The sequence below is a fragment of the Bacillus sp. FJAT-27251 genome, assembly GCF_001273925.1.
Lineage (GTDB): Bacteria > Bacillota > Bacilli > Bacillales > Cytobacillaceae > Mesobacillus_B.
Genome location: NZ_LIGG01000001.1, coordinates 3,302,475 through 3,327,220 on the forward strand (window position 1 = coordinate 3,302,475; position 24,746 = coordinate 3,327,220).

The following is a 24,746-nucleotide window of genomic DNA, read 5'->3' on the forward strand; positions in this document are numbered from 1 at the left end:
ATATTGTGAATAAATACGAAGCTGAATTCAGCAATATAGTCCGTTCATTCCGTAAAAAGCATATGGGAAAAGGACCAAGCAAGATTACAACGACTTTTTGTAAGAATTGGGCCATTTGCGAGATGGAGGGGAATCTCTCTCCAGTCGAAAAATTCATGGCTTCTGCAAGCGAAGGCAAGCAGGCGCTAAGGGCAGCCAGGACCGAAATGGTAAAAGACATGTACCGAAGGAATCCTCCTAAAGAAATGGAAGAATTCCTGGGGTGCAAATTTAAAGAGTTATTTGTCGATATTGATATTGACCGCGATTTTGGAATGTCGATCTTCGTTTTTGACGAAGACATTCAGGCAAAATTTAATCTTTAGGTATGGCACTTGGTAGCGAACCTGCAAAAGACTAACCACCGTATGAACCCATCAGCAAGCAGTGATGCCTTGGGTTTCGCGGTGGTTTTTTCGTTTCATGCCACTGCCTTCCTTCATTCAACCGTAAAAGTACTATATCTAACGTAATTAAAATTAAAACAGTAATTATCACTACGGAAAAACAGAAAAAGAGATTTTTCTATTATATAACCTGCTAAAACTGTAACAGGAGGGTTTCAGAATGGGAAAAACAAAACATCCAGGTCCTCAAAAGAAAGCGGCAATGCCTGCACCAAAGCATTGGGTAAGCCCCATTCCATTTGGACTGACAAAAATCAAGCCGAAGCATATCCGGGACACAATGAAAATTGCCTGGGATAACCGTGACAATCTTGGCTATGCAGCCAACATCATTACTAAAGGTGTTTGCGATGGCTGTGCGCTCGGTGTTTCGGGTCTATATGACCAAACGCTGACAGGCCCTCATATATGTACAACTAGATTGAATGTCCTTCGTCTGAATACAGCGGGCTCGATCAAACCGGAAATCCTTCATGCTGATATCGATGAGCTTCGCAAGTATGACAGCACCGAACTTCGTAAACTTGGACGCATCCCGTATCCAATGATCCGCAGGAAAGGCGAGCGCAAGTTTTCCCGCATCACTTGGGATGAAGCAATGGACATGATTGCGAATAAAATGAAGAAACTCGATCCTAAGCAGTATGCCTTTTACCTGACAAGCCGCGGGATCACAAATGAATCCTATTATGTAGCAGGCAAGGTCTCACGTTTCCTGGGAACAAACAATATTGACAATGCGAGCCGGATTTGCCATTCACCATCCAAGACAGCCTTGAAGCGCTCAATCGGAGTTGGAGCATCGACTGCCAATTATCTTGACTGGATTGGTACAGATGTCCTGCTTTTCTGGGGAAGTGTCGCTTCCAATGCATCTCCTGTTTCTTCGAAATACATGCTCGAAGCAAAGAAAAAGGGAACAAAAATCATTGTCGTCAACCCTTATAAAGAGCCGGCTATGGATAAATACTGGATTCCATCCAACCCGGAATCTGCTCTGTTTGGCACAAAGATTGCCGACGATTTCTACCAGGTGAATATTGGCGGCGATATCGCTTTTATGCACGGAATCATGAAGCACTGGTTTGACATGGAAGAGAAGCAGTATGGTTCAGCCATCAACCACCAGTTTGTCAGTGAGCACGTGAATGGATATGAAGAACTGAAAGCGAATGTCCAGGCGCAGTCGTGGGAAGAGATTATCAAATCCTCTGGAATCACTAAAGAGCGGATTATCGAACTGGCTGAAATATTGGCGAACAGTAAAAATGCTGTTTACGCATGGGCGCTCGGCCTTACGATGCATTCATTTGCTACAGACAACATCTCCCAGGTAGCGAACCTTGCGCTGCTTCGCGGACATCTTGGCCGCAAGCATGCCGGTCTGATGCCATTCCGCGGGCACTCCTCCGTCCAGGGAAGCGGAGAAATGGGAGCAGACCCATTCGTCCTTCCTGGCGGCGACTTCTACGGTGAAAACATGGAACGAATTGAAAAGCTATGGGGCTTTGAATTGGCGAAATGGCAGGGAGACATTGTCGGTGTGACACTTGAAAACATCCTTTTGCCCGAAGATCATGAACGAAAGATTAAATTGTATTATATGTCTGGCGGCAATTTCCTCGAGACTATGCCAGATCCGAATTTTATTGAAAAGGCACTTTTCGAACTCGAAATCCGTGTTCACCAGGATATCATCCTGAATACATCAACGCTGGTGGATGCAAAAGAAGCGGTGATTGTGCTTCCAGCCAAAACCCGGTATGAGCAGGAAGACGGCGGAACATCCACTTCAACCGAGCGGATGGTCTACTTCAGCCCTGAAATTGAGGGCAATAAAAACGCGATTGAAGAAGCACGTGCTGAGTGGAAGATTTATATCGACCTCGCCAAGCGCGTAAAACCAGATACAGCCCATTTGGTTGAATTTAGGTCTGGCCAGGAAATCCGCGATGAAATTGCGAAAGCAAACCCAAGCTATGACGGTATCCAACACTTGAAAAAAGCCGGTGATGTTTTCCAGTGGGGCGGGGCATGGCTATGTGAAGATGGAATCTGCCCGACAGCAGATGGAAAAGGAAACCTGGTTCCTGTCGAGATTCCGGAACTTGGCAAGAAGGAAGGCCAATTCATTGTAACTTCCCGCCGCGGCAAGCAATTCAATTCGATGGTGTACAGTGAAGTGGACCCATTGAATGGCGCCGGACGATACGATGTGCTGATGAATGCCAAAGATGCGCATGACCTGAGCATTGCGGAAGGAGAAGGCATCGTGCTGCATAATGGTTTTGGCGTATTCCAGGGACGTGCGAAGTTCGTTGAGATTGCCCGCGGAAACGTGGAAGTCCACTTCCCAGAAGGAAACTTCCTGCTGCCAAGAGGACGTTACGAGAAATTCGCCGGAATTCCGGACTACAACATCACGGTTACGCTTGAAAAAGCAGATCGCTACAGCGCCCGTAAAGATGTTCAATATCAGGAAAAGCGCATTGAAGAGGACGAAATCGACGCGCCAGCATAAAAAAGAGGCTTGCAGACTTGGTCTGCAAGCTTTTTTATATGAGCGGAAAGGCTTGGAAGACTCTTGGAACCGGGGAGAGGAAAAAATGGTTGTAGCGGTCAGCAATCGGTCCTCTTGGGGCCGGGACGAGGAATGAATGGTTGTAGCGGTAACCAATCGGTCCTCTTGGAGCCCGTAGAGAGGGAATAATGGTTGGAGTGGTCACCAATAACCCCTCTTGGTGCCTAGAAGCGGGAATCAAACTCACCAGATTAAATAGGAGGCTGGACATCCAGCCTCATCCTTTTTGCCGCAAGTACTTTTTATCATGCATAAACAAACTCCAGAAATAAATGAATCCGGGGAAAAGAATGGCGAAACCGACAATATAGGTAATAAAGACAGCTCTGAAAGAGTTGGGGTCCGTAAATGCGGATTCTATGGTTACGTCAGGATAAATGATGTAAGGCAAATGAGCCTTTCCATAAACATAGCTGGCAATAAAATATTGAATGGTCACCGCAATCACCGAAAGCCTGGGCATTCCCTGAACCCTTTTATCAAAAAAGTTGGTCACAAACAATCCCAGGCCGCTAATCAAAAAGAAGCCAAGCGAGATGAGCAGAAGCGGAAGGTCATCCATCATCCTGGTATATATCCAGTTTGCTTCCCGTTCCAATGTAAGCATGATGCAAAAAGCCATCAGCAAGGAGATGGGACCGGAGATTTTGGCATCGCGCAGGTATACATAATAAGCATCCATCTCATCTGACACCTTTGAGTAGTCAGCCAGCAACAGCGAAGATAGAAATAGCGTGCTGCTGATCGCAAAACCAATAAAAGCATATACATTCTCGCTTGTGAAGAGCCGCGCAAGGTTTAGTTGGGTTAAGCCTTCGCCGTATTCAACAAATCCTCCGTGTGTGATTGGAAGCACGCTGATCAGCAGGCCTGGAATGAGGATACCGGCAATTCCCGAAATATAGGTGAGTGGTTTTTTATATTCGGTGGCGATATTGGAAAAAACCAGGAACGCGCTGCGCAATGCGAGGAGCAGCAAGATCATGCTCCCGGGAACCAGCAGAATGGTTCCAAGTGTATAGGCCGCTGTCGGAAACAAGCTGTAAACAGCAACAACAAGAGCCACAATAAATGTATTGGTCACTTCCCATGTAGGTGACAAGTATCGGTTTGCAATATCCGTTGCTCTCGTTTTTTGCCGGTTAAAATAGATCATCGACCAAAAGCCTGCACCAAAATCCATCGTGGCCATAACGGCATAAATAAAAACAAATCCCCAAAGTACCGTAATCGCAATCAATGCATCCGTCATTCGCAAGGCCTCCTATGAATTCGAACTAAATAGCTGCACGTTCTTTTTTTCCGCCCGCTCGAGATCATCCAGCACCGTATTCTTCCTGAAATAGTAAAGGAGGACGAAAACCACCGCAATGGCCAAGACCATGTACACACCAACAAATAAAATGAAGAGCACTCCAAGGTTTGTGGCTGTCGTCGCAGCTTCCGCTGTGGACAAAATCCGGTAAATCACCCACGGCTGCCGCCCGGTACAGGCAAAGATCCAGCCAAATTCTATTGCGGCGACCGCCAGTGGTCCTGAGGCCACCATTGTCCATAAAAACCATTTTGGGAACCTGTCCTTTTTAAAAAACTTCTTCCATAATAGGCCGAAAATCGCTATCAAAATCAACAATGAGCCGATGCCCACCATGGCATTAAAAAGAGTATGGATGAATAAGGGGGGCCAAAGTTCCTCCGGAAAGTCGTTCAACCCGACAACGACCGTATCAAAGCTGTTTCCTGCTAGGAAGCTAAGGGCCCACGGAATTTCAATTCCCCATTTAACTGTTTGGGTTTCACGATCGGTAAAGCCCCCAATGGCCAGAGGCGCATGGGATTGGGTCTCGAACAGGCCTTCGGCCGCAGCCAGTTTTTCAGGCTGGTATTCATGAAGGTATTGGGCTGCCTCGTGGCCGTTGATGGCTGTTCCGAATGCTGCGATTCCGCCGACAATAAGGGAGATCATCAACGCCTTTTGATGGAAACGGTACAGCCTGGAGCCAAAATCATTTTTAAGCATTTTAAAGGCAGAAACAGAGGCTACCACAAAAGCTCCCACCACATAAGCAGAAACAGCGACATGAGTGGCCGTCACAAGAAAGCTGGGATTGAAAAAGGCAGCCCAGGGATCGATGTCCAGGTATTGCCCGTTTTCGTAGCGAAATCCTCTGGGAGTACCCTGAAAGGCGTGCACATTGGTGATGAGCACCGCTGAAGCAAGTGCTCCAAGAGCCACGAGGATCAGGCTGGCAATCCTCATCCACGGAGCAATCCGCTCAGCGGCATATACATAAATAGACATGAACAAGGCTTCAATGAAGAAAGCGTAGATTTCAATCTGGAAGGGAAGGGGCATCACCCGGCCGATCACTTCCATAAAACCCGGCCATAAAAGCGACAGCTGAGTTCCGGCAATCGTCCCTGTCGGAATTCCGACACCAAGCAAAACGGCAAAGGCTTTCGTCCACCGCTTAGCCATCACTACATATTCAAGGTCCTTTGTTTTTTGGTAGAGGAGCTCGGCCGTTAAAATCATCAGCGGCAGCCCCACGCCAATGGTAGCAAAGATAATATGAAAAGCCATTGTGGTTCCAAATAAGGAACGGGCTATCAGAATATCATCCATGTATAGGTTCTTCCTTTCCCGGAGTTCTCTTGTCTTACATATAATTTCCAACCACTCCAGGAATATGTAACCATTCTTTTGAGGGTGAGGAAGGATTTGTATATCATGAAGAAGAATATGAAGAGGAGAAGGATCATTGTGTAAAGGAAGATATTGATGAACAGAGACTTCCAACTAATTACAAGAAAAGGGGTACCAGGGAATATACATGCATACCTTCAATACTATAACTTGGAGTGCAGCGGGGTGGAGCATTCTCATGAGTTTTTCCGCAGCAGGAGCAATGAAGAAATATTCATCCAGAGTTTTACCCCTGCAGCGCATAGAGGAATATGCTATGTTTTGCATGGGTACTTTGATCATTCCGGTTCCATGAGCCAGTTAATCCGGTATTTAACATCAAATCAATTTAAGGTGATTGCTTATGATCTTCAGGGGCATGGCTTATCGACAGGCGATAGGGGAGCCATCAGGACCTTTGATGACTATGTGGATTTATTCAAGGAAATTATGGAGAGATACAGGAAGAAAGCGGACCAGCACTCCGTTGCCATTGCCCATAGCACAGGAGGAGCCATTCTCATGGATTATCTGCTGCAGTATGGCGGCATGATCGAAAAAGCCGTATTGGTCAGTCCGCTTGTCCGGTCGCATAATTGGCATATGTCAAGGGCGGGCTTAATCCTGATGAAAAGGGTTGCCATGCTGCCGCGAGTATATAAACGGAATTCCTCCAATCACGACTATTTGCAGCGGGTAAAGAAAGACCCGCTGCAGAATGGAAAGATTCCGGTGGGATGGTTCCAAGCTCTCGTAAATTGGCAGAATGTGTTGGAGAACTATCCTGATTCCGATAAAAAGATCATGGTTATTCAGGGGGATAAGGATAAAACAGTGGACTGGAAATACAACCTTGCATTTATAAAACGGAAATTTCCAAACTGTGAAGTGCGGATTATAAGAGGAGGCAATCACCAACTGTTAAATGAGCGCGAGGATCTTTTGAAACAAACTTTTAACTGTCTGGACTCCTTCATCATCCAGGCAAATGGGGATTAAAACAAGAGCCTGACCGATTCCGAAACAAAGAAAACCGGCTGCCGGCAAGTCCAATGCTTTTCCGGCAGCCGGTTTCAAAGACTCACATAATGGCCTTGAATGCTTTACTTAAACTATTCAAAAAAGGAACATCCAGTTTGGCGGGACTACGATTCAGGTAAAAGGCATGATTAGGCTTTATGCCGATAATACTGGGAGAGATCCCCATTATTTGCAGCTCTTTGATGAGCATGATGAAGGCATCCACACCTTCATCTGTCAAAGTGCCGACACCGTTAAAATCAAACAGAATGTCCTCGTAGTCTCCATCATGTGCTTTATGCATGATTCTTTCCTCGTTTTGCTGGATAAGCTTCTGGTCAAGATTCCCAAACAGAGGCACAAGGGCTGTACCTTTGGTCAATTTAATAAATGGGCAGGAAAGGCTTTTGATTTCGTTTAAGCTTTTTTCGACTTGCTCCTTTTTTTCCAGTAGTTCCAGATTGGTTTCAGCCAATCGCAGACGATGTTTTTCCACAATGCTCTCAAGCTCGGCCAGGCGATGGTCTTTCTGCAGGCAGATGATATGGCCTTCGCTTTTATCCCAGACCACGCTGACATCGACAAGGGCATAAGGTGAATCCTTAGTTTTCATGATCAGTTCGCCTTCTGCCCTCTCATCCTTCTTGGCTAGAAGTTGAGCAGCTTTATTTTTGCTCTCCCAATCCACTAAATCAAGGAAGTTGCCGGAAGGTTCATAGATTTCCAGGCTCCTGTCGGATACAGTAAGAATGGCGAAATCTGTGCTGATGCGGAAATAGGGCTGCGGTAAAAATTTAGTAGGACACACTTGATTTCACTCCAGGGGGATGACGCTTAAGCCAATCTCTCACGTCCTCCAGATTTTTCATAAAAATCGTCTTCTTTGAGCCATACCGGGAAAACTCATACTGAGACAGCAGGCGGCCGCCAATCATAACGGTTGGACGATTAGGTAATTTCTCAAGCTCGGCAATATAGGGATTAAGATGTTCGGCATGATACAGAATGGAAAAGGAAAGGCAAATCACATCTGGCTGCCAGTCCACTGCCGTTTTTTTCGCATATTCGAGCGGGAGATTTGGACCATGGAATCTTGTCGTCCACCCTGCTTCGCTGAATAATTGGGAAGCCATTTTGATTCCCAGGTAATGCTGTTCACTTTCGACGCAGAGAAACATGGCTTTTTTTGAATTGGAAGGATTCTGTTCTTTCTTTTTCTCCATTTGGTAGCGGGCAAGCAGAAAATCACAGGTTGAAGTAGCCAGATGTTCGTCGGCCACCGAGATTTTATTGGTTTCCCACAAAGAACCGATATGCCTCATGCCGGCAGTAATGATATGTTCATATATATATAGGCTGTCTTTGCCTTTTTTTCTGTATTCATTGATATATTCCCAGGCCTCATCCTGATTTCCTTCAAGCAGCAGCTGGGCAAGAGCGGCTCCGTGTTCGTGCAAGATTCTCACCTCGATTAGTTATGACTAGCTGTCATTTCCTTTTTTTCTCAGGGAGTGGATTGCACTCTCCAGTATTTCGTTATATTTGTGAGCATTTGCACGATCATGCTTGGTAAACGCATTTCGCAGCCTGCGGAAGTTATCTACAAGATGCTCTGTTTCCATTCCGCGGGAAGTAAGTATCCCGTCCAGCCAATGGGCGTAATCAATAAAAGATTGCGGGTTGCCAATGGAAAGGGCCGTTTCTAAATGTTTTAAATGATGACCATTGTCTTCCCGGCATTTTTCAACCCCGCGCTCCCCGAATTTTTCAAGGAGAACCGGAAAGTCCTGGTAAATTCCCTGTGTGACTTCTTCAATAATTTCATTTCTTCTTGTGATAGTCATTCAGCGACTCTCCTGTAGCGCTGGACCTTTGGCTTGATGGATGCCAGTTCCTGGTCAGGATAATTTTTTTCCAGTTCGTGAACCTTTTTATACGCATCGCTGGTTATGTAGTTCAGGTAATCTTCTTTCGTTTCCCAGCAGATTTGAACAGTAAGCTCAGAAGGAACCTGTTCGTTCTGCAGCAATTGGAAAGACAGAAACCCTTTATACGTATCTACCAATCTGGATCTATTTTGATAGATGGCAATCACTTCTTCTGCTTTATCATCGGGTACTGCCACTGTGCTGTGAACAATATACATGAACTGTTCCTCCAATTGTAAAAGGTCAGTGCCAGGCACCGCCGTTATTCCTCGAAATAAAACCACAGTTAATTATAACCTTATAGTTTCGTTGTATCAAATCTGCCAAATTCTGTTTTCCCTGCGGGATGTGGTCTGAAGCCTCGGAAACCGAAAGGAAGGTAACTGTTTATTTAAAGCAACTTGGACTGAGCCTCATCATATTCTGTTACGGATGCTGATCTAGGGAGGAGAAAGAAATGACCGATGTAGCTTACAGAGAGTCATTGGCCGAATGGTTGGAAAATATAGAGCTGGTTTGGATAAATGCGAGGGAACAGCTGAATCAAGCGGTCGAAGAAGAGGACCTTAAGGTTTGGGAACGGGAGATGACGTTTTTAAAAGCGGAAACTGAGAATCTGGATGCAATGGAACTATATAACAGGGCGGACGTTCTTCATAAAAACATGGAGGATTTCTTCCATTTGGCAGGCTTGGAATTGGAGCGGCAGGAGGAGGAAAGGGTTCAGCCTGTACCGATAGGGGGCCATCGTCTGCCGCCGCTTCCGTACCGCTATAGCGCTCTTGAGCCAGTGATTGCAGAGGAAATCATGAGGCTCCATCACACTAAACATCATCAAAGCTATGTAGACGGACTGAACAAAGCAGAGAGAGAAATGAAGAAAGCCAGGGATAACAGTGATTTTGCCTTAATCAAGCATTGGGAAAGAGAAGCCGCCTTCCATGGTTCGGGCCACTACCTGCATACGATTTTCTGGAGCATCATGAGCCCGGATGGCGGCGGGAAGCCAGGAGGAAAACTGGCTGAAGCCATCAATGCTCCTTCGGAAGTTTTGAGAAATTCAAAAGGCATTTCTCGGAAGCGGCCAAAAATGTCGAAGCCGTTGGATGGGCCATTCTTATATGGGCTCCCCGCGCCCACCGCCTGGAAATCCTGAATGCGGAAAAACACCAAAACCTCACCCAGTGGGACAATATTCCGCTCCTGGTCCTGGATGTTTGGGAACACGCCTATTACTTGCAATATAAAAATGAACGGGCAAAATATGTGGATAATTGGTGGAACATTGTGAATTGGAAGGAAGTTGAACGCCGATTTAACCAAGCCCATGTTCTCCGCTGGGAGCCTTTTTAAGATGAGAATGGTCATCGCACTGCTGCCCGCTGGTTTTTCTTCTCTAAAGAATGCACATAAAAAGAAACCTTCCAGCAAACACTAACGTATGTTCGGGAGGTGTAGACCATGGAGTCAGGAAACTTCGAAAAGATTTATCAGGAATACAAACAGCAAGGCGAGGCCCAGGCAGCAAACGAAATGGCCTATAGCATTCAGACAGGGAAAGAGAAAATAGTGGCAGTAAGAAAAAATGATGACGGCGATTTGATTGCCTTCAAAACAGACAGCGGGCGGGAGCTGGATTATATTACGGCCCTGGATGAGGCAAAAGCAGGATTGCTACAGCATGTGGATGTGTTTCATAAGTACGGGAGGGATATTCTCCGCAGCGAGCCGGATGGTGTTAAAGAGAATAATCTTGATCAGCTGCCTGAATTTTAATGGCGAGGCTCTAGGCTGCCGCAAGCATTTTCCTGGCAGCCTTTTTCCATTGTATTGAGGATGGTTCTGAATATATAAATAATAGAGGTTGATAAAAAAAACATTTAAAAGTAAAATAAAGAAGATATGTTAACGTGAACAAAAGGGCAATTAAAACATGTTTAAATTTTTTTACACTATATTGTTAACGTTAACACTTTTAGTTAAGATAGACTCAATTTGGAACGAAGAGTAAAAAAGGAAGGTCTAATCATGGTTACCATCAAAGATATCGCCAAATTGGCCAATGTGTCACATACGACTGTTTCCCGGGCCCTTAATAACAGTCCGCTCATTAAGGAGCCGACAAAGAGGAAGATTCTCGAAATAGCATCCCAGTTGAATTACTCGCCAAATTACAATGCGAAAAGCCTGGTCATGCAGAAATCACATACCATCGGCCTTTTCTTCACAAGTATCAGCACCGGAACGTCACCAAGCTTTTTTGTGGATTCACTTAAAGGTGTGAACAGTGCCATCAGCCAGGAATACAACCTTTTCGTCAGGGGTCTTGATGACTATAAGGACTACTCCAGCATTAACCAGCAAAGGTTCGAGGGGATCATACTCATGAGCCAAAGCGTTGATGATAATCCTTTTATCTATCATGTACTGCAGAAGCAAATACCTTTGGTGGTCCTGAATCGTGACATCGAAGAAGCTGGCATTATGAATATCCTATCCAATGATACTGACGGGGCACGCAAGGCTGTAGAACATTTGGTTGAAAACGGTCATCGGCAAATCGCCATCATTGAAGGAATAAAGGGGTTCAAGTCGACCCAAATGCGCCTGGAGGGATATCAGGAGGCGCTGACTTTAAGTGGAATTCCACTTCAAAGCGAATATCGTGTAAGAGGAAACTATGACATGGAAAGCGGCTATGCCGGAATGGAAAAGCTGCTCAGCTTGAAAAAACCTCCGACTGCCGTTTTTTGTTCAAATGATGATATGGCCATTGGCGCGATGCATGCGGTATTCGCCAACGGATTAAAAGTGCCGGAAGACATCTCCATTGCCGGCTTTGACGACATTGGTTTTTCCCAGTATACGACGCCCAGGCTTACAACCGTGAAAAGACCCGTTGAGCAGATTAGCGTCCTTGGGGCAGAAACCGTTTTGTCCCTAGTGATGGGGAATAAGGAGATACCGAAGAAAATCTTTGCCCAGACAGAATTGGTTGTCAGGGACTCGGTTAAAAAGAGGATTTAAAGACAATGGGGATTTTAAGATTCATAACATATATTCGTTTGCGAGTGCAAAGTGAGGGAGAGGAAGCATATGCATCATTTAAATAAAAGCAGTTTTAACAAAACAGCCCGTCCGGAAAGGGTTCTTCAGTTTGGAGAAGGCAATTTTTTAAGGGGCTTTGTTGATTGGCAAATTGATGTGCTGAATAAAAAAACTGATTTTAATGGAAGCGTTGTCGTTGTCCAGCCGCGGGGCTCCGATAAGATTGAAAGGCTCAATGATCAGGACGGGCTGTTCACCCTCTATTTGCAGGGCATGAGAGACGGAGAACCGGTGAATGAACATATGGTAATTGATTCAATCAGCAGGGGCATAAACCTGTTTACGGATTATCAGGACTACCTGGAACTTGCAGGGAAGGAAGACCTTCGGTTCATTGTTTCCAACACAACCGAAGCAGGCATCGTTTTTGATGAAGCAGACCGTCTGGAAGACCGTCCGCAAAAGGGCTTTCCGGGGAAGCTCACAGCCTTTTTGTATCAGCGGTATAAGGACTTTTCAGGCGACAGGGAGAAAGGCTGCATCCTGATTCCCTGTGAGCTTATTGAGAACAATGGCGGCAAGCTGAAAGAAGTGGTTCTCCAATATGCAGCCCACTGGAATCTTGGGGAAGGGTTCGCTGAATGGATCCATGAGGCGAATACATTCTGTTCGAGCCTTGTTGACAGAATTGTTCCGGGATTTCCTTCTGATTCCTATGAAGAAAAAATACAGGAGCTAGGATATGAAGATAACCTTATGGTTGTGGGTGAACAATACCATCTTTGGGTAATCGAGGGGCCGCAATGGATTAAAGAGGAGCTGCCCGTTGAAGGAACAGGCCTTAACACTTTGATCGTGGATGATTTGGCTCCGTACAGGACCAGGAAAGTCAGAATCCTGAATGGTGCCCATACAGCGATGACCCCGGTTGCCTATTTATACGGATTGGAAACCGTCGAAGAAACGTTGAAACATCCTGAGGTCGGCCGTTTTATAAAGGAATTGATTCATGAGGAAATCATTCCGACGCTTGGAGGTTCCAGGGAAGAACTTACAAAATACGCAGAGCAAGTGGTCAGCCGTTTTGTGAATCCATATATCAAGCACTATCTGCTGAGCATATCCCTGAATTCAATTTCAAAGTTCACAGCGAGAAACCTGCCGACACTCCTTGATTATGTAAAACAAAATCAGACCCTCCCTAAAAGACTGGTGTTTTCGTTAAGCAGTCTCCTATATTTCTACAGAGGAAAAAGAGGCAGCGAAGAAATACCCCTGCAGGACAGCCCGGAAGTTCTTGAGCTTTTTAAGACGCAATGGCAGAAATACAGCCAGGGGGAAATCACTATGCAAGAGCTTGCTGGAGTACTCTTGTCCGACAAGAAGTTGTGGGGGACGGACCTGACGCAAGTATCCGGCTTAACGGAGGCAGTTGCATCCAGCCTTGAAAAGATTGAAGCGCTGGGAATTCAGGAAGCTATTAATCTTTAAAAAATCATCCACTATCAAGGAGGCAGCTTGAATGAAAGATTTCCTGCAAATCCATGAAAACGACAATATCATTCTTGCATTAAGGGATATAAATGAGGGTGAAACACTTCAAATCAATGGAAGCGCTTTGAAAGTAAAAAGTGATATCAGCCGTGGGCATAAAATGGCCTTAACCAATATTGGGGAGAATGAGGATATCATTAAATACGGATATCCAATCGGACATGCCCTTACTTCTATCCAGCCTGGCGAGCATGTTCATACCCATAACACGAAAACCAATTTATCGGGAACAGAGGAGTATACATACGCTCCCAAGCCATCGGCGGTTCCTTATAAAAATGAACAAAGGACGTTCAAGGGCTATCGCAGGGCTAATGGAAAGGTAGGCATCCGCAATGAACTCTGGATTGTCCCTACCGTCGGCTGTGTAAATGGCATAGCGGAGAAAATCATCAAGCGCTTTGAAAAACATGTTGGCGAGAACAGCCCATTTGATAATGTCCTGGTTCTGAAACATAACTACGGCTGCTCCCAACTTGGCGATGACCATGAAAACACGAAGCAAATCCTGCTCAATGCGGTTAACCATCCCAATGCAGGAGGGGTGCTTGTCCTTGGGCTTGGCTGTGAAAACAATGAACTGCCGGAATTTAAGCGGGCTCTGGGGACAATCGACGAGGACCGGGTTAAATTCCTCATCTCCCAGGCTGTCACGGATGAAATTGAAGAAGGCTTCAACCTGGTAATGGAAATATATGAATCTGCTAAAGAAGATAAAAGGGAAGAAGTGCCGCTGTCAGAATTGAAAATCGGCCTCAAATGCGGCGGTTCGGACGGTTTCTCGGGTATAACGGCAAATCCGCTGCTCGGCCGTTTCTCCGATTACCTGATTGGCCAGGGAGGAACGACGGTTCTGACAGAAGTACCGGAAATGTTCGGCGCCGAGAAGATTTTAATGGAACGGGCAGCCAATGAAGAAGTGTTCCAAAAAACAGTTGCGCTGATTAATGACTTTAAGGATTATTTCCTCCAGCACAACCAGCCGGTTTACGAAAACCCGTCACCAGGGAATAAAGCCGGCGGCATTACGACCCTTGAAGACAAATCGCTTGGCTGCACACAAAAGGCTGGAACCTCGACTGTTGTGGATGTCCTTAAATACGGGGAAGTCCTCAAAACCAACGGGCTCAATCTATTGAGTGCCCCTGGCAATGATTTGATTGCTTCCACTGCGCTTGCCGCGGCGGGCTGCCAAATGGTACTGTTCACAACAGGGAGGGGAACGCCATTCGGGACATTTGTACCAACGATGAAGGTCTCCACCAACACGCAAATCTATGAGCTTAAGCCGCACTGGATGGACTTCAATGCCGGCATCCTCCTGGAAGACGGCGTTTCGGAAGAACAGGTCCTGAAGGAGTTTGTCGATTATATCATCAGCGTTGCAAGCGGCGAATGGGTTAACAATGAAAAGAACGACTTCAGGGAAATTTCCATCTTTAAAACCGGAGTCACTTTGTAAACACGAACCACATAAACGACTCGATGAATTAACTAACTAAATGACCTTTGAAGGAGAAGAGTATGAAAAAGCAAAAAGTGTTAAGCAAACTTTCAGATTGTGGAGTTGTGGCGGTTGTAAGAGCCGATTCGCCGGAAGAAGCGGTGAAGATTTCGGATGCTTGTGTAAAAGGCGGAATTACGGGCATTGAAGTCACTTTTACGGTGGCAGGAGCAGATGAAGTCATAAAGGAACTTGCTGAACAATATCAAAATAATCCAGAGGTTGTAATTGGTGCTGGAACGGTCCTGGATGCCGTTACAGCGAGAATCGCGATTCTGGCTGGTGCCGAATTCATCGTCAGCCCTTGCTTTGACCAGGAGACAGCCAAGCTTTGCAACTTATACCAGGTTCCCTATATGCCAGGCTGCATGACCATTACAGAAATGAAGAAGGCCATGGAATATGGATCAGACATCATAAAATTATTCCCTGGCAATGCTTTTGGCCCCGACTTTGTAAAATCGGTAAAGGCGCCGCTTCCTCAAGCTAATATTATGCCTACAGGCGGAGTCAGCCTGGAGAATGTTGATCAATGGATCAAAAATGGCTGTGTGGCTGTCGGGGTTGGCGGAAACCTGGTTGCTCCTGCAAAAACGGGAGAGTACGGGAAAATTACAGAATACGCAAGCCAATATGTCAAGAAGGTACAGGAAGCAAGAGAAGCACTTTAATAGCAATAGTGAGAACTGGCCAAGGATCTTCCTTTTGGCCAGTTTTTTTGTATTTGCTTTTGAAAAACTGCAAAATTATCATAAGAATACATATAACTAGTACAGGAGGGGATCAGATTGAACCGCTATCTAACAAAACAGGATGGGGACTTATGGCTGACTGAGGCGGAACAGGATAGCTTGAAAATCAGTTACCGGATCAAGAAAGTGGTTTATGAAGGAAGTTCAAAATTCCAGCATATCATGATTCTTGATTCCTTTGGTTTCGGCAGAATGCTCGTGCTTGATGGTGTGGTTCAGACGACTTCTCTGGATGGTCATATCTATAACGAAATGATTATTCATGTGCCGTTTTCGCTTCATCCTGCCCCAAGGAAAGTCCTGATAATCGGGGGAGGCGACTGCGGCGCTGCCAGGGAAGCCTGCAAATATAAGGAGTTACAGCAACTGCATATGGTTGAAGTTGATCAGAAGGTTGTAGAAGTGTGCAGGAAGCATTTGCCGGAAGTGTCCGGGAATCTCACTGACCCGCGTGTAGAGTTTATTTTTGAGGATGGTGTCGCTTTCGCCGGTAAAAGGAAGGGCGAATACGACCTCATCATCGTCGATTCTTCGGATCCGGTCGGGCCTGCGGAGGCTTTATTTGAGAAAAGCTTTTACAGCAGTTTGCATAGTGCCCTAAAGGATGACGGCCTGATGGTTTGCCAGAGCCAGTCCCCGATTTTTCACGAGGATATTATGAAACAGTCATATGAAAGGATAAGCACGCTGTTCGAGGAGGCAAAACTTTATACGGCTGTTGTACCGACCTATCCGGGAGGACTGTGGAGTTTTATTATCGGATCGAAAACACAAATCGTGCCTGATCCTTCAAAGGTAAGGGGGAAAAAAACTTCCTACGCAAATGAAAAAATCCTTGAAACATGCTTTTCGCTCCCTCAATTTATGATACAAGGATGAAGAAGGCCAAACTTCGGCCTTCTTTTTTTATGTCGAATATTGTTGACAAACTTGTATAGGCAAGTTAGTATGTATATACAAGTTAATATTACCTATTTAAATACTATACTTTTGAATTTGTAAACGGTTTACCGCGTTTAGGTTTTAACTAGATTCCTTTAAGGAATTAAGGATAAAAATGAAACCCTTAACAAAAGGTAAAAAGGGATAAATTCGGAAGTTAAAATGCAGAAGAATCAAGTAGTTTACTTGTTGTCTGTATGCAGACTGTAACAGGAGGATCACAGGATGAGTGTAAAAAAAGAATCAGTTGAACAAATTGTCCAGGCAGTTGGCGGCAAAGAAAATATCGCCGCTGCAACCCACTGTGTGACCCGCTTGCGCTTCGCCCTTAAGGATGAAGGCAAAGTAGACAAGGAAAGCCTGGAAAACATTGACCTGGTAAAAGGGTCTTTCTCAACGAATGGACAATTCCAGGTCGTAATTGGACAGGGAACAGTAGACAAGGTCTATAAAGAAATGGTTTCCATGACTGGCATTGGGGAGTCCAGCAAGCAGGACATTAAAGATGAAGCGGCCAAAAAGCTGAATCCCCTTCAGAGAGCAATTAAAACCTTGGCCGACATCTTCATACCAATCCTGCCAGCAATCGTGACAGCAGGTCTTTTGATGGGGATTAACAATATTTTGACAGGGCCGGGAATATTCTTTGATGAAGCGCTGATTGAGGTATATCCTCAGTGGGCGGATTTCGCCAGCATCATCAACCTGATTGCCAATACAGCCTTCGTGTTCCTGCCCGGACTGATTGGCTGGTCAGCAGTTAACCGCTTTGGCGGCAGCCCGCTGCTGGGGATTGTACTTGGCTTGATGCTTGTTCACCCTGATTTGATGAATGCTTGGGGCTACGGAGCTGCAGATGAAATTCCAACTTGGAACCTCTTCGGACTTGATGTCCAAAAGGTCGGGTACCAGGGACAGGTATTGCCGGTACTTCTGGCTTCCTATGTACTCGCAAGAATTGAAATTGCCCTGAGAAAAAGGATTCCGGATGCATTTCAATTATTGCTTGTTGCGCCTATTGCTTTGCTGGTAACTGGTTTTGTATCATTTATTGCGATTGGGCCGATCACCTTCGCAATTGGTAATGTAATCACGGATGCAGTCGTTGGCCTGTTCGAAATTGCTCCAGTTCTGGGCGGATTGATCTATGGCGGGCTGTATGCACCTCTTGTTATTACTGGTATGCACCATACCTTCCTGGCAGTTGACCTTCAGCTGATCGGAAGCACTGGCGGAACGTTCTTATGGCCAATGGTAGCCCTTTCGAATATTGCCCAGGGTACAGCGGCACTTGCGATGATGTTCGTCGTAAAAGATGAAAAACTTAAAAGTTTGTCTGGTACATCTGCCGTTTCTGCTTATTTGGGTATTACAGAGCCGGCGATGTTCGGTGTCAACCTTCGCTTCCGGTTCGCGTTTATCTCGGCTATTATTGGTTCTGCCCTGGCCGGTGCCTTTATCTCCGTAGCAGGTGTTAAGGCTCCATCCATCGGAGTAGGCGGACTTCCTGGTTTCTTGTCCATCTTCCCGCAAAACTGGGGTGCCTTCTTCATTGGAATGGCGATTACGCTTGTCGTGCCGTTTGCCTTGACACTGCTGTTTGGAAAGATGCGCAAAGAAAAGTAATATCCTTCTCCTGTCTTGGCAGGCAGAATATAAATAGAACGATACCAACGAACATAAGGAAATCATGTTCAAAACGGTATCGTTCTTTCTTTTTAAAATAATACAGTCTGGAGTGATGAACATGAAAGCATGGTGGAAGGAAAGTGTCGTTTATCAAATCTATCCCCGCAGTTTTATGGACAGCAATGGTGATGGGATTGGTGACCTTCGGGGAATCATTTCCAAATTGGATTACCTGCAGGACCTCGGCATCGATGTGATTTGGCTGTCTCCTGTCTACAAATCCCCGAATGATGATAATGGCTATGATATCAGTGATTACCAGGACATCATGGATGAGTTCGGTACAATGCAAGACTGGGAGAACCTCCTTGAAGAAGTACATAACCGGGGCATGAAGCTGATCATGGACCTCGTTGTCAATCACAGCTCAGATGAACACCCATGGTTTGTCGAAGCCCGTAAATCAAAGGACAATCCATACAGGGATTATTTTATCTGGCGCCCTGGCAAGGATGGGAAGGAGCCTTCTAACTGGTATTCAAACTTTGGCGGATCAGCCTGGGAGTATGATGAAGGAACGGATGAGTATTATCTCCATTTGTTCTCGAAAAAGCAGCCGGATTTGAATTGGCGTAATCCGCAGCTTCGCGAGGAAGTGTATGAAATGATGAGATGGTGGCTTGATAAGGGAATTGACGGTTTCCGGATGGATGTCATCAATTTTATTTCAAAGCCGGAGACTTTTGAAGACGGTGAACCGAAACCAGGCAAAAAATATGCTTCGGGAAGCAAGCTTTACCGGAATGGGCCTCATATCCATGACTATTTACAGGAAATGAATGAAAAGACCCTTTCCAAATATGATGTCATGACGGTCGGCGAAATGCCGGGAGTGACACCTGAACTTGCGCAAATGTACACAGCCGAAGAGCGGAAGGAATTAAATATGGTGTTCCAGTTCGAGCATATGGGGCTTGATAACGGACCGGGCGGAAAATGGGATTTGAAGCCGCTTAATCTCCAGGATTTAAAAAAGAACTTGACCAAATGGCAAAAAGCGCTTGAACACAAGGGCTGGAACAGCCTGTATTTCAACAACCATGACCAGCCTCGGTCCGTCTCACGTTTCGGGAATGATAAAGAGTATCGCGTTGAATCTGCGAAAATGCTGGCCACCCTCCTTCATATGATGAAAGGAACTCCGTATGTGTATCAAGGAGAAGAGCTGGGCATGACAAATATCCGCTTTGATTCCATCCAGGAGTACCGGGATATCGAAATCATCAATTTTTACCGGGAGCAGAAAGCAGACGGTGTACGCGAGGAAAAAATAATGGAGAGCATCTATGCAAAGGGACGGGATAACTCCAGGACGCCGATGCAGTGGGATGCGAGCAGGCACGCCGGCTTTACAACAGGAGAGCCATGGATTGGTGTCAATCCTAATTATCTTGATATCAATGCCGAACAGGCTGTTGCTGATGAAGATTCCGTTTACCATTTTTACCGCAGGCTGATTCAGCTGCGCAAGTCTTATGATGTCATCGTCTATGGCGAATATGATCTGGTTGATGCCGAGCATCCTGAAATCTTTTCCTTTAAGCGGACACTCGAAGGGCAAACCCTCCTGGTCATCTGCAACTTTTATGGGAAAGAAAATCAATTTGAATGGCCAAGCAACTTGAATTTGAATGATGCGAGGTTATTGATCAGCAACTATGCTGAACGGGAAGGCGAAGATTTGCGGCGAGTTTCGTTAAAGCCATACGAAGCAAGGGTTTATCTTCTACCCTAATAGCAAAGCAGCCCCAGTCATGGCCTGGGGCTGCTTTGCCAAAAGGATGTGCCGCTTACATCAGGACAATAATAAAATAGTAGAGCAGCATCGTCACAAGACCGAGGGGTACCCCGAAAGCCGCCCACTCTTTGCTTGTGATTTTCAGTTTGTTCGCGGCAATGATATTGGGAATATTGCCGGGAATCAGCATACCCCCGCTTATCAGCAGGCCGAGCAGGATGGCTTGAATCGTAGCATCCTCCATCGCTGGACTTAATTCGGCAGCAGCGAGAGTGGCATTATCGAGAATGGCTGAAACCATATTGATCCAGTAAAGAATAAGCGGATTGAGCTCGAGAAGATATGTGTTGATCAGCGGTTCAAATCCTGATCCAAGGAAGGTCAACCCCATGACAAAAAAATAAATCTTCAATGCCCTGACAAAAATTTCTTCGTAATCCGACCTGCTGCCTCCCTTGGCAGCAGGCCTTTTTTTTCTGGGAGGAGGATGTACCAGAAAAAACGTTAAACAGCCCAACAGGAGAAGGGCAGACAAAATTTCAGGTCCAAGAAGCCTGAATAAATAGAAAAAATCCTCATTTAATTTGCTTACGGCAATCGTTGATAATGTTTCGCCAATCGGGGTGAGCGAGGCGCCGAGCCCAATTGAATAGCAGGCCAGGATAACAAATCTCACCTGCGCTCTCCGGTCGAGCCCCAGTTCTTCGACGAGCAGGACGAGAATCAGGGCAGCAATGATAGCCGTTATGACGCTTGAGATCAGGCCCAGGGTGAAAACCGCTGCGGCCGCAAAGATTCTGAAAGGAATGAACCTGCTGAGCAGGAAGATTTGGCTTGCCAGCGGCTGCTGCAGCCATTTGAACAGCAGGCCGGCGCCAAGAACGGCCAGCGAAATGTAGATGGGGTCATAAGCCGCTTTTAAAAATAGGCCAGTATTATAAACCCCGCTTGCGAACGCTGCCAGCAGCCCCATAACAAACAGGAATATTTCCAGGTTCTCTTCAACGGCCTTTACAGTAAAAGGCAGCACAAGGACAAGCAAAAAAATAACTAATAGCCCTGCCATCAACAACACCATCTTTTTTAGTCTTATCCGCATTCACAGCATTTAACATTTTTCCGGGTGGAGGTATCTTCCGTGAATGCGGAACAGTCTATCCTATGCACCGGCAGGGACAAACTTGCCTTAAAAAGTGGGTTAAATGGTCAATGGTCAATAAATGAATATATTGTTTTTTTAATAATTTTTAGAAATAAAAGTTTTTTCAGAAAATATTTGAAAGTTTTTTTGTCCCTATGATACTATTAAATTCAAAGGATGATGAATATGAAAAAATACAGTTTAAAGGAAAGAATTGTTGAAACAGCTCTCGTGCTATTTGAAAAAAAGGGCTACCATGGAGTAACTGTGGACGAGATTGTTGCAGAATCAGGGTCATCAAAAGGGGGGTTTTACCACAATTTTAAAAGCAAGGACGAATTGCTTTATCACATCCACGATGTCTTTATCTCCTATGTACTTGATAAGGCGAGGAAAGCGTATGACAATTGCGATACACCGGTTTCCCGCTTATGTGCCATCATCCAGTCATTCACAAAGGTTTTTGACCTTTACAAACCCCACATCACCGTATTCTACCAGGAGAGCACTTATTTAACAGGTGATTTTAATCAACAGATCAATGAAAAACGCGATGAGTACCGGAACTTGATTATCCAGGTTATCCAGGAAGGGCAGGCAAACGGCGACTTCCGTACAGAGGTGCCGGCGGAAATTACCGCAATGGCCATTATTGGAATGGTCAACTGGACTTATAAGTGGTTCAAGAAAGAAGGGCCGCTATCAATTGAAGCCATCGCAACGATATTTAATGACCTGCTATTGCATTCACTTCTAACCGAAAAAGGAATGAAACAGGAAGAAGTCCATTCCCTCCTCCTCAAAAGTCAGCCTAACATCAAGTAAGCTGGCTATTATAAAACAAAAAACAGACCGACTGGTCGGTACTAAACAGACCGACTAGTCCGTCCGAAGGGAGAAAAACAATGAATTTTGAATTAACAAGAGAACAGCAAATGCTGAAGGAAATGGTAAGGGATTTTGCCGAAAAAGAAATCAAGCCATACGCTCGTGAAGTGGATGAAACCTCGAAAATGCGCTATGAGACATTCCAAAAACTCGGAGAACTCGGATTGCTTGGGATCCCGTTCCCTGAAGAATACGGCGGTGCGGGCGGGGATACGATTTCCTACATTATTGCTGTAGAGGAAATCGGGAAAGCATGCGGAGGTACCGGTTTGAGCTATGCGGCCAATACAAGCTTGGGAGCAAGCCCAATTTATTATTTTGGAACTGAAGAACAAAAGCAGGAATGGCTGGTACCGATGGCGAAAGGAGAAACAATGGGTGCGTTTGGGCTGACTGAACCAAATGCAGGTTCCGATGCTGGAGGCACAAGAACCAAAGCAGTCCTGGATGGTGACGAATGGGTGATTAACGGCGAGAAGTGCTGGATTACCAATGCAGGATATTCCCGGCAGGTAATTGTAACCGCTGTCACCGGGAAGCGGGATGACGGCCGGAATATCGTTTCTGCGATCATCGTTCCAACCAATGCTCCTGGAGTGACCATTTCCTGCAACTACGACAAAATGGGTGTCCGCGGTTCCAATACTTGTGAAATCATCCTGGAGAATGTCCGGGTTCCAAGAAAGAATCTGCTGGGCGACGAGAAAAAGGGCTTCAGCCAGTTTCTATTCACCCTTGACGGAGGACGCATTTCAATTGCCGCTCTGTCTGTGGGAATCGCCCAGGCAGCATTCGAAAAAGCACTTCAATACTCAAAAGAACGGCAGCAATTCGGCCAGTCCATCTCAAAGTTCCAGGCAATCCAATTTAAATTGGCCGACATGGCAATGGAAATCGAATTGGCGCGGAACATGGTGTACAAAGCAGCATGGCTGAAAGACCAGGGAAAACCTTTTGGAAAAGAATCCGCTTTCGCCAAACTATTTGCATCGGAAATGGGCTTCCGCGTCTGCAACCAGGCCATCCAGATTCATGGCGGATACGGATATATGAAGGAATATGACGTAGAAAGGCATTTGCGCGATATTAAGTTAATGGAAATCGGCGAGGGTACATCGGAGATTCAGCGCATGGTCATTGCACGCCAATTAGGATGCTAAGTAGGAGGAGAAGAAATAATGACCGAAATCCGTATGTCTGTAGGACAAATGCTAGCTGAAAGAGCCCGCGAAATCCCCGACCAGGAAGCATTGGTCTATCCTGACCGCGGGCTTCGTTATACCTACCGGGAATTCAATGCAGTTTGCGACCAGGTGGCCAAAGGCTTGATGGCCCTTGGCATACAAAAAGGAGAAAATGTGGCCGTCTGGGCAACCAATACTCCTGAATGGGTCAGCCTGCAATTTGGCACCGGAAAAATGGGGGCTGTACTGGTTACCGTCAATACGAATTACCGCTCTTCGGAACTTGAGTACCTTTTGCGCCAGTCAGATAGCACAACTCTGTTTTTAATAGAAGACTACCGAGGCAACTCCTATATTGATACCATTTTTGAGCTTTGTCCCGAACTGAAAACGTGCGAACCTGGCAAGCTGGAGTCCAAGCGTCTCCCACTATTAAAAAATGTAATCGTTTTAAGTGAAAACAAGTATGATGGAGTCTTCAATTGGTCTGACATTCTCGAAATGGCCGGCAAAACCAATAATGAAGAACTTCAGGCAAGGCAGGATTCGCTTGATTATAATGACGTTATCAATATGCAATACACTTCCGGAACGACCGGCTTTCCAAAAGGAGTCATGCTGACACATCGCAACCTGGTGAACAATGCCTATAATATTGCCCGCTGCATGGAACTCACTGTAGCCGACCGGCTTTGCATTCCCGTTCCCTTCTTCCATTGCTTTGGCTGCGTCATCGGCACTCTGGCCTGCGTGTCTGTCGGGGCCACCATGGTGCCAGTGCAGGAGTTTGAGCCTGAACAAGTCCTGAAGACAGTAGAGCAGGAGAAATGCACCGCCCTTCATGGTGTGCCAACCATGTTCATCGCCGAGCTGAACCACCCGAATTTTGAGAAATACGATCTTACCAGCCTCCGCACGGGTGTAATGGCAGGGTCCAACTGCCCCATTGAAGTGATGAAAAATGTCATGAATAAGATGAACATGAGGGAAATCACGATTTGCTACGGCCAAACAGAATCCTCCCCGGTTATTACGCAAACACGGACAAATGACCCAGTCGAGCTTCGCGTGGAAACAGTCGGAAGGGCGCTGCCGGATGTGGAAGTGAAAATTGTTGAGCCGGGAACTTCGAGAGAGCTTCCTTACAATACCCAAGGCGAGCTATGCACCCGCGGCTACCATGTGATGAAAGGGTATTACCGGAATCCGGACGCGACTCGGGAAGCAATTGATGAGGACGGCTGGCTGCATACCGGCGATTTGGCGGTAATGGATGAAAACGGCTATTGCCGGATAACAGGACGGCTGAAGGATATGATCATCCGCGGCGGCGAAAACATCTATCCGCGTGAAATCGAAGAATTCCTGTATACGCATCCAAAGGTGCTCGACGCCCAGGTGGTTGGTGTGCCAGATGAAAAGTACGGGGAAGAAGTCATGGCATGGATTATTTTAAAAGAAGGCGTAACGGCCACGGCAGAAGAAATCAAGGAATACTTCACCGGAAAGATTTCACGCCATAAAATTCCGAGGCACATCTTTTTTACGGATGCCTATCCGATGACCGCTTCCGGCAAAATCCAGAAGTTCAAGCTAAGGGAGCAGTCCATCAATCAATTGACAAAATAACCGGAAGGAGCGATCG

At 45.9% G+C, this 24,746-nt stretch carries 21 protein-coding genes and 1 pseudogene; 15 read left to right on the forward strand and 7 right to left on the reverse strand.

Annotated elements, in window-relative coordinates:
- Window positions 1-5: 5 nt before the first annotated feature.
- Both ADU22_RS15375 and ADU22_RS15380 read left to right on the forward strand, forming a co-directional pair.
- Window positions 6-365, forward strand: a complete 360-nt coding sequence (locus ADU22_RS15375; protein ID WP_053362936.1) for a Na-translocating system protein MpsC family protein — start codon at window positions 6-8, stop codon at window positions 363-365.
- Window positions 366-606: 241 nt separating this feature from the next.
- A complete protein-coding gene (locus ADU22_RS15380) occupies window positions 607-2,967 on the forward strand; it encodes an FdhF/YdeP family oxidoreductase (protein WP_053362937.1) in 2,361 nt (786 codons plus the stop codon).
- Between the two features lie 277 nt (window positions 2,968-3,244).
- On the opposite strand, the gene ADU22_RS15385 is transcribed toward ADU22_RS15380, so the two are convergent.
- On the reverse strand, window positions 3,245-4,279 hold the full coding sequence (locus ADU22_RS15385; RefSeq protein WP_053362938.1) for a cytochrome d ubiquinol oxidase subunit II: 1,035 nt from the start codon (window positions 4,277-4,279) through the stop codon (window positions 3,245-3,247).
- Window positions 4,280-4,291: 12 nt separating this feature from the next.
- The gene (locus tag ADU22_RS15390; RefSeq protein WP_053362939.1) at window positions 4,292-5,653 is read right to left on the reverse strand and encodes a cytochrome ubiquinol oxidase subunit I; all 1,362 of its coding nucleotides are present in this window, start codon (window positions 5,651-5,653) and stop codon (window positions 4,292-4,294) included.
- A 246-nt stretch (window positions 5,654-5,899) separates the two neighbouring features.
- On the opposite strand from ADU22_RS15390, the gene ADU22_RS15395 reads away from it, so the two are divergent.
- Window positions 5,900-6,712 carry an alpha/beta hydrolase gene (locus ADU22_RS15395; RefSeq protein ID WP_197280068.1) on the forward strand — a complete coding sequence of 271 codons (813 nt, stop codon included), beginning with the start codon at window positions 5,900-5,902 and terminating at the stop codon, window positions 6,710-6,712.
- A gap of 82 nt (window positions 6,713-6,794) precedes the next feature.
- On the opposite strand, the gene ADU22_RS15400 is transcribed toward ADU22_RS15395, so the two are convergent.
- The 4 genes from ADU22_RS15400 to ADU22_RS15415 are packed head-to-tail and all read right to left on the reverse strand — an operon-like array spanning window position 6,795 to window position 8,879.
- A complete protein-coding gene (locus ADU22_RS15400) occupies window positions 6,795-7,541 on the reverse strand; it encodes an STAS domain-containing protein (protein ID WP_053362941.1) in 747 nt (248 codons plus the stop codon).
- Window positions 7,528-8,190, reverse strand: coding sequence for a cobalamin B12-binding domain-containing protein (locus ADU22_RS15405; protein ID WP_053362942.1), 663 nt, complete (start codon window positions 8,188-8,190; stop codon window positions 7,528-7,530). The genes ADU22_RS15400 and ADU22_RS15405 overlap by 14 nt, the downstream gene beginning before the upstream one ends.
- Before the next feature lie 24 nt (window positions 8,191-8,214).
- Window positions 8,215-8,577: a hypothetical protein gene (locus ADU22_RS15410; protein ID WP_053362943.1), complete on the reverse strand. Its 363-nt coding sequence runs from the start codon at window positions 8,575-8,577 to the stop codon at window positions 8,215-8,217.
- Window positions 8,574-8,879 (reverse strand): antibiotic biosynthesis monooxygenase family protein, encoded by a 306-nt coding sequence (locus ADU22_RS15415; RefSeq protein WP_053362944.1) that lies wholly within the window; start codon window positions 8,877-8,879, stop codon window positions 8,574-8,576. The genes ADU22_RS15410 and ADU22_RS15415 overlap by 4 nt, the downstream gene beginning before the upstream one ends.
- 239 nt (window positions 8,880-9,118) lie before the next feature.
- Here ADU22_RS15415 and ADU22_RS15420 point away from each other — a divergent pair.
- From ADU22_RS15420 to ADU22_RS15460, 9 genes and pseudogenes are all read left to right on the forward strand, one after another.
- Window positions 9,119-10,014: pseudogene (locus tag ADU22_RS15420) on the forward strand (superoxide dismutase).
- Window positions 10,015-10,122: 108 nt separating this feature from the next.
- The gene (locus tag ADU22_RS15425; protein WP_053362945.1) at window positions 10,123-10,437 is read left to right on the forward strand and encodes a DUF3892 domain-containing protein; all 315 of its coding nucleotides are present in this window, start codon (window positions 10,123-10,125) and stop codon (window positions 10,435-10,437) included.
- 252 nt (window positions 10,438-10,689) lie between these two features.
- A complete protein-coding gene (locus ADU22_RS15430) occupies window positions 10,690-11,688 on the forward strand; it encodes a LacI family DNA-binding transcriptional regulator (RefSeq protein WP_053362946.1) in 999 nt (332 codons plus the stop codon).
- 69 nt (window positions 11,689-11,757) lie between these two features.
- Entirely contained in the window at window positions 11,758-13,200 is a 1,443-nt protein-coding gene (locus ADU22_RS15435; protein ID WP_053362947.1) for a tagaturonate reductase, read from the forward strand.
- A 31-nt stretch (window positions 13,201-13,231) separates the two neighbouring features.
- Window positions 13,232-14,725, forward strand: a complete 1,494-nt coding sequence (locus ADU22_RS15440; protein ID WP_053362948.1) for a UxaA family hydrolase — start codon at window positions 13,232-13,234, stop codon at window positions 14,723-14,725.
- Window positions 14,726-14,787: 62 nt separating this feature from the next.
- Entirely contained in the window at window positions 14,788-15,438 is a 651-nt protein-coding gene (locus ADU22_RS15445; protein ID WP_053362949.1) for a bifunctional 4-hydroxy-2-oxoglutarate aldolase/2-dehydro-3-deoxy-phosphogluconate aldolase, read from the forward strand.
- Window positions 15,439-15,555: 117 nt separating this feature from the next.
- Entirely contained in the window at window positions 15,556-16,398 is an 843-nt protein-coding gene (gene speE, locus ADU22_RS15450) for a polyamine aminopropyltransferase (protein WP_053362950.1), read from the forward strand.
- A gap of 288 nt (window positions 16,399-16,686) precedes the next feature.
- The gene (gene treP, locus ADU22_RS15455) at window positions 16,687-18,087 is read left to right on the forward strand and encodes a PTS system trehalose-specific EIIBC component (RefSeq protein ID WP_053362951.1); all 1,401 of its coding nucleotides are present in this window, start codon (window positions 16,687-16,689) and stop codon (window positions 18,085-18,087) included.
- Window positions 18,088-18,208: 121 nt separating this feature from the next.
- Window positions 18,209-19,885 carry a glycoside hydrolase family 13 protein gene (locus tag ADU22_RS15460; protein WP_156324365.1) on the forward strand — a complete coding sequence of 559 codons (1,677 nt, stop codon included), beginning with the start codon at window positions 18,209-18,211 and terminating at the stop codon, window positions 19,883-19,885.
- Between the two features lie 55 nt (window positions 19,886-19,940).
- Here the strand turns inward: ADU22_RS15460 and ADU22_RS15465 are convergent, their stop codons facing one another.
- Window positions 19,941-20,957, reverse strand: a complete 1,017-nt coding sequence (locus tag ADU22_RS15465) for a DUF1646 family protein (RefSeq protein ID WP_197280138.1) — start codon at window positions 20,955-20,957, stop codon at window positions 19,941-19,943.
- A gap of 258 nt (window positions 20,958-21,215) precedes the next feature.
- Between ADU22_RS15465 and ADU22_RS15470 the strand changes: the two genes are divergently transcribed.
- From ADU22_RS15470 to ADU22_RS15480, 3 genes are all read left to right on the forward strand, one after another.
- Complete coding sequence (locus ADU22_RS15470) at window positions 21,216-21,854, forward strand: TetR/AcrR family transcriptional regulator (protein ID WP_053362954.1); 639 nt, start codon at window positions 21,216-21,218, stop codon at window positions 21,852-21,854.
- A gap of 80 nt (window positions 21,855-21,934) precedes the next feature.
- Window positions 21,935-23,077, forward strand: coding sequence for an acyl-CoA dehydrogenase (locus ADU22_RS15475; RefSeq protein ID WP_053362955.1), 1,143 nt, complete (start codon window positions 21,935-21,937; stop codon window positions 23,075-23,077).
- An 18-nt stretch (window positions 23,078-23,095) separates the two neighbouring features.
- The gene (locus ADU22_RS15480; protein WP_053362956.1) at window positions 23,096-24,730 is read left to right on the forward strand and encodes an AMP-binding protein; all 1,635 of its coding nucleotides are present in this window, start codon (window positions 23,096-23,098) and stop codon (window positions 24,728-24,730) included.
- Window positions 24,731-24,746 lie beyond the last annotated feature (16 nt).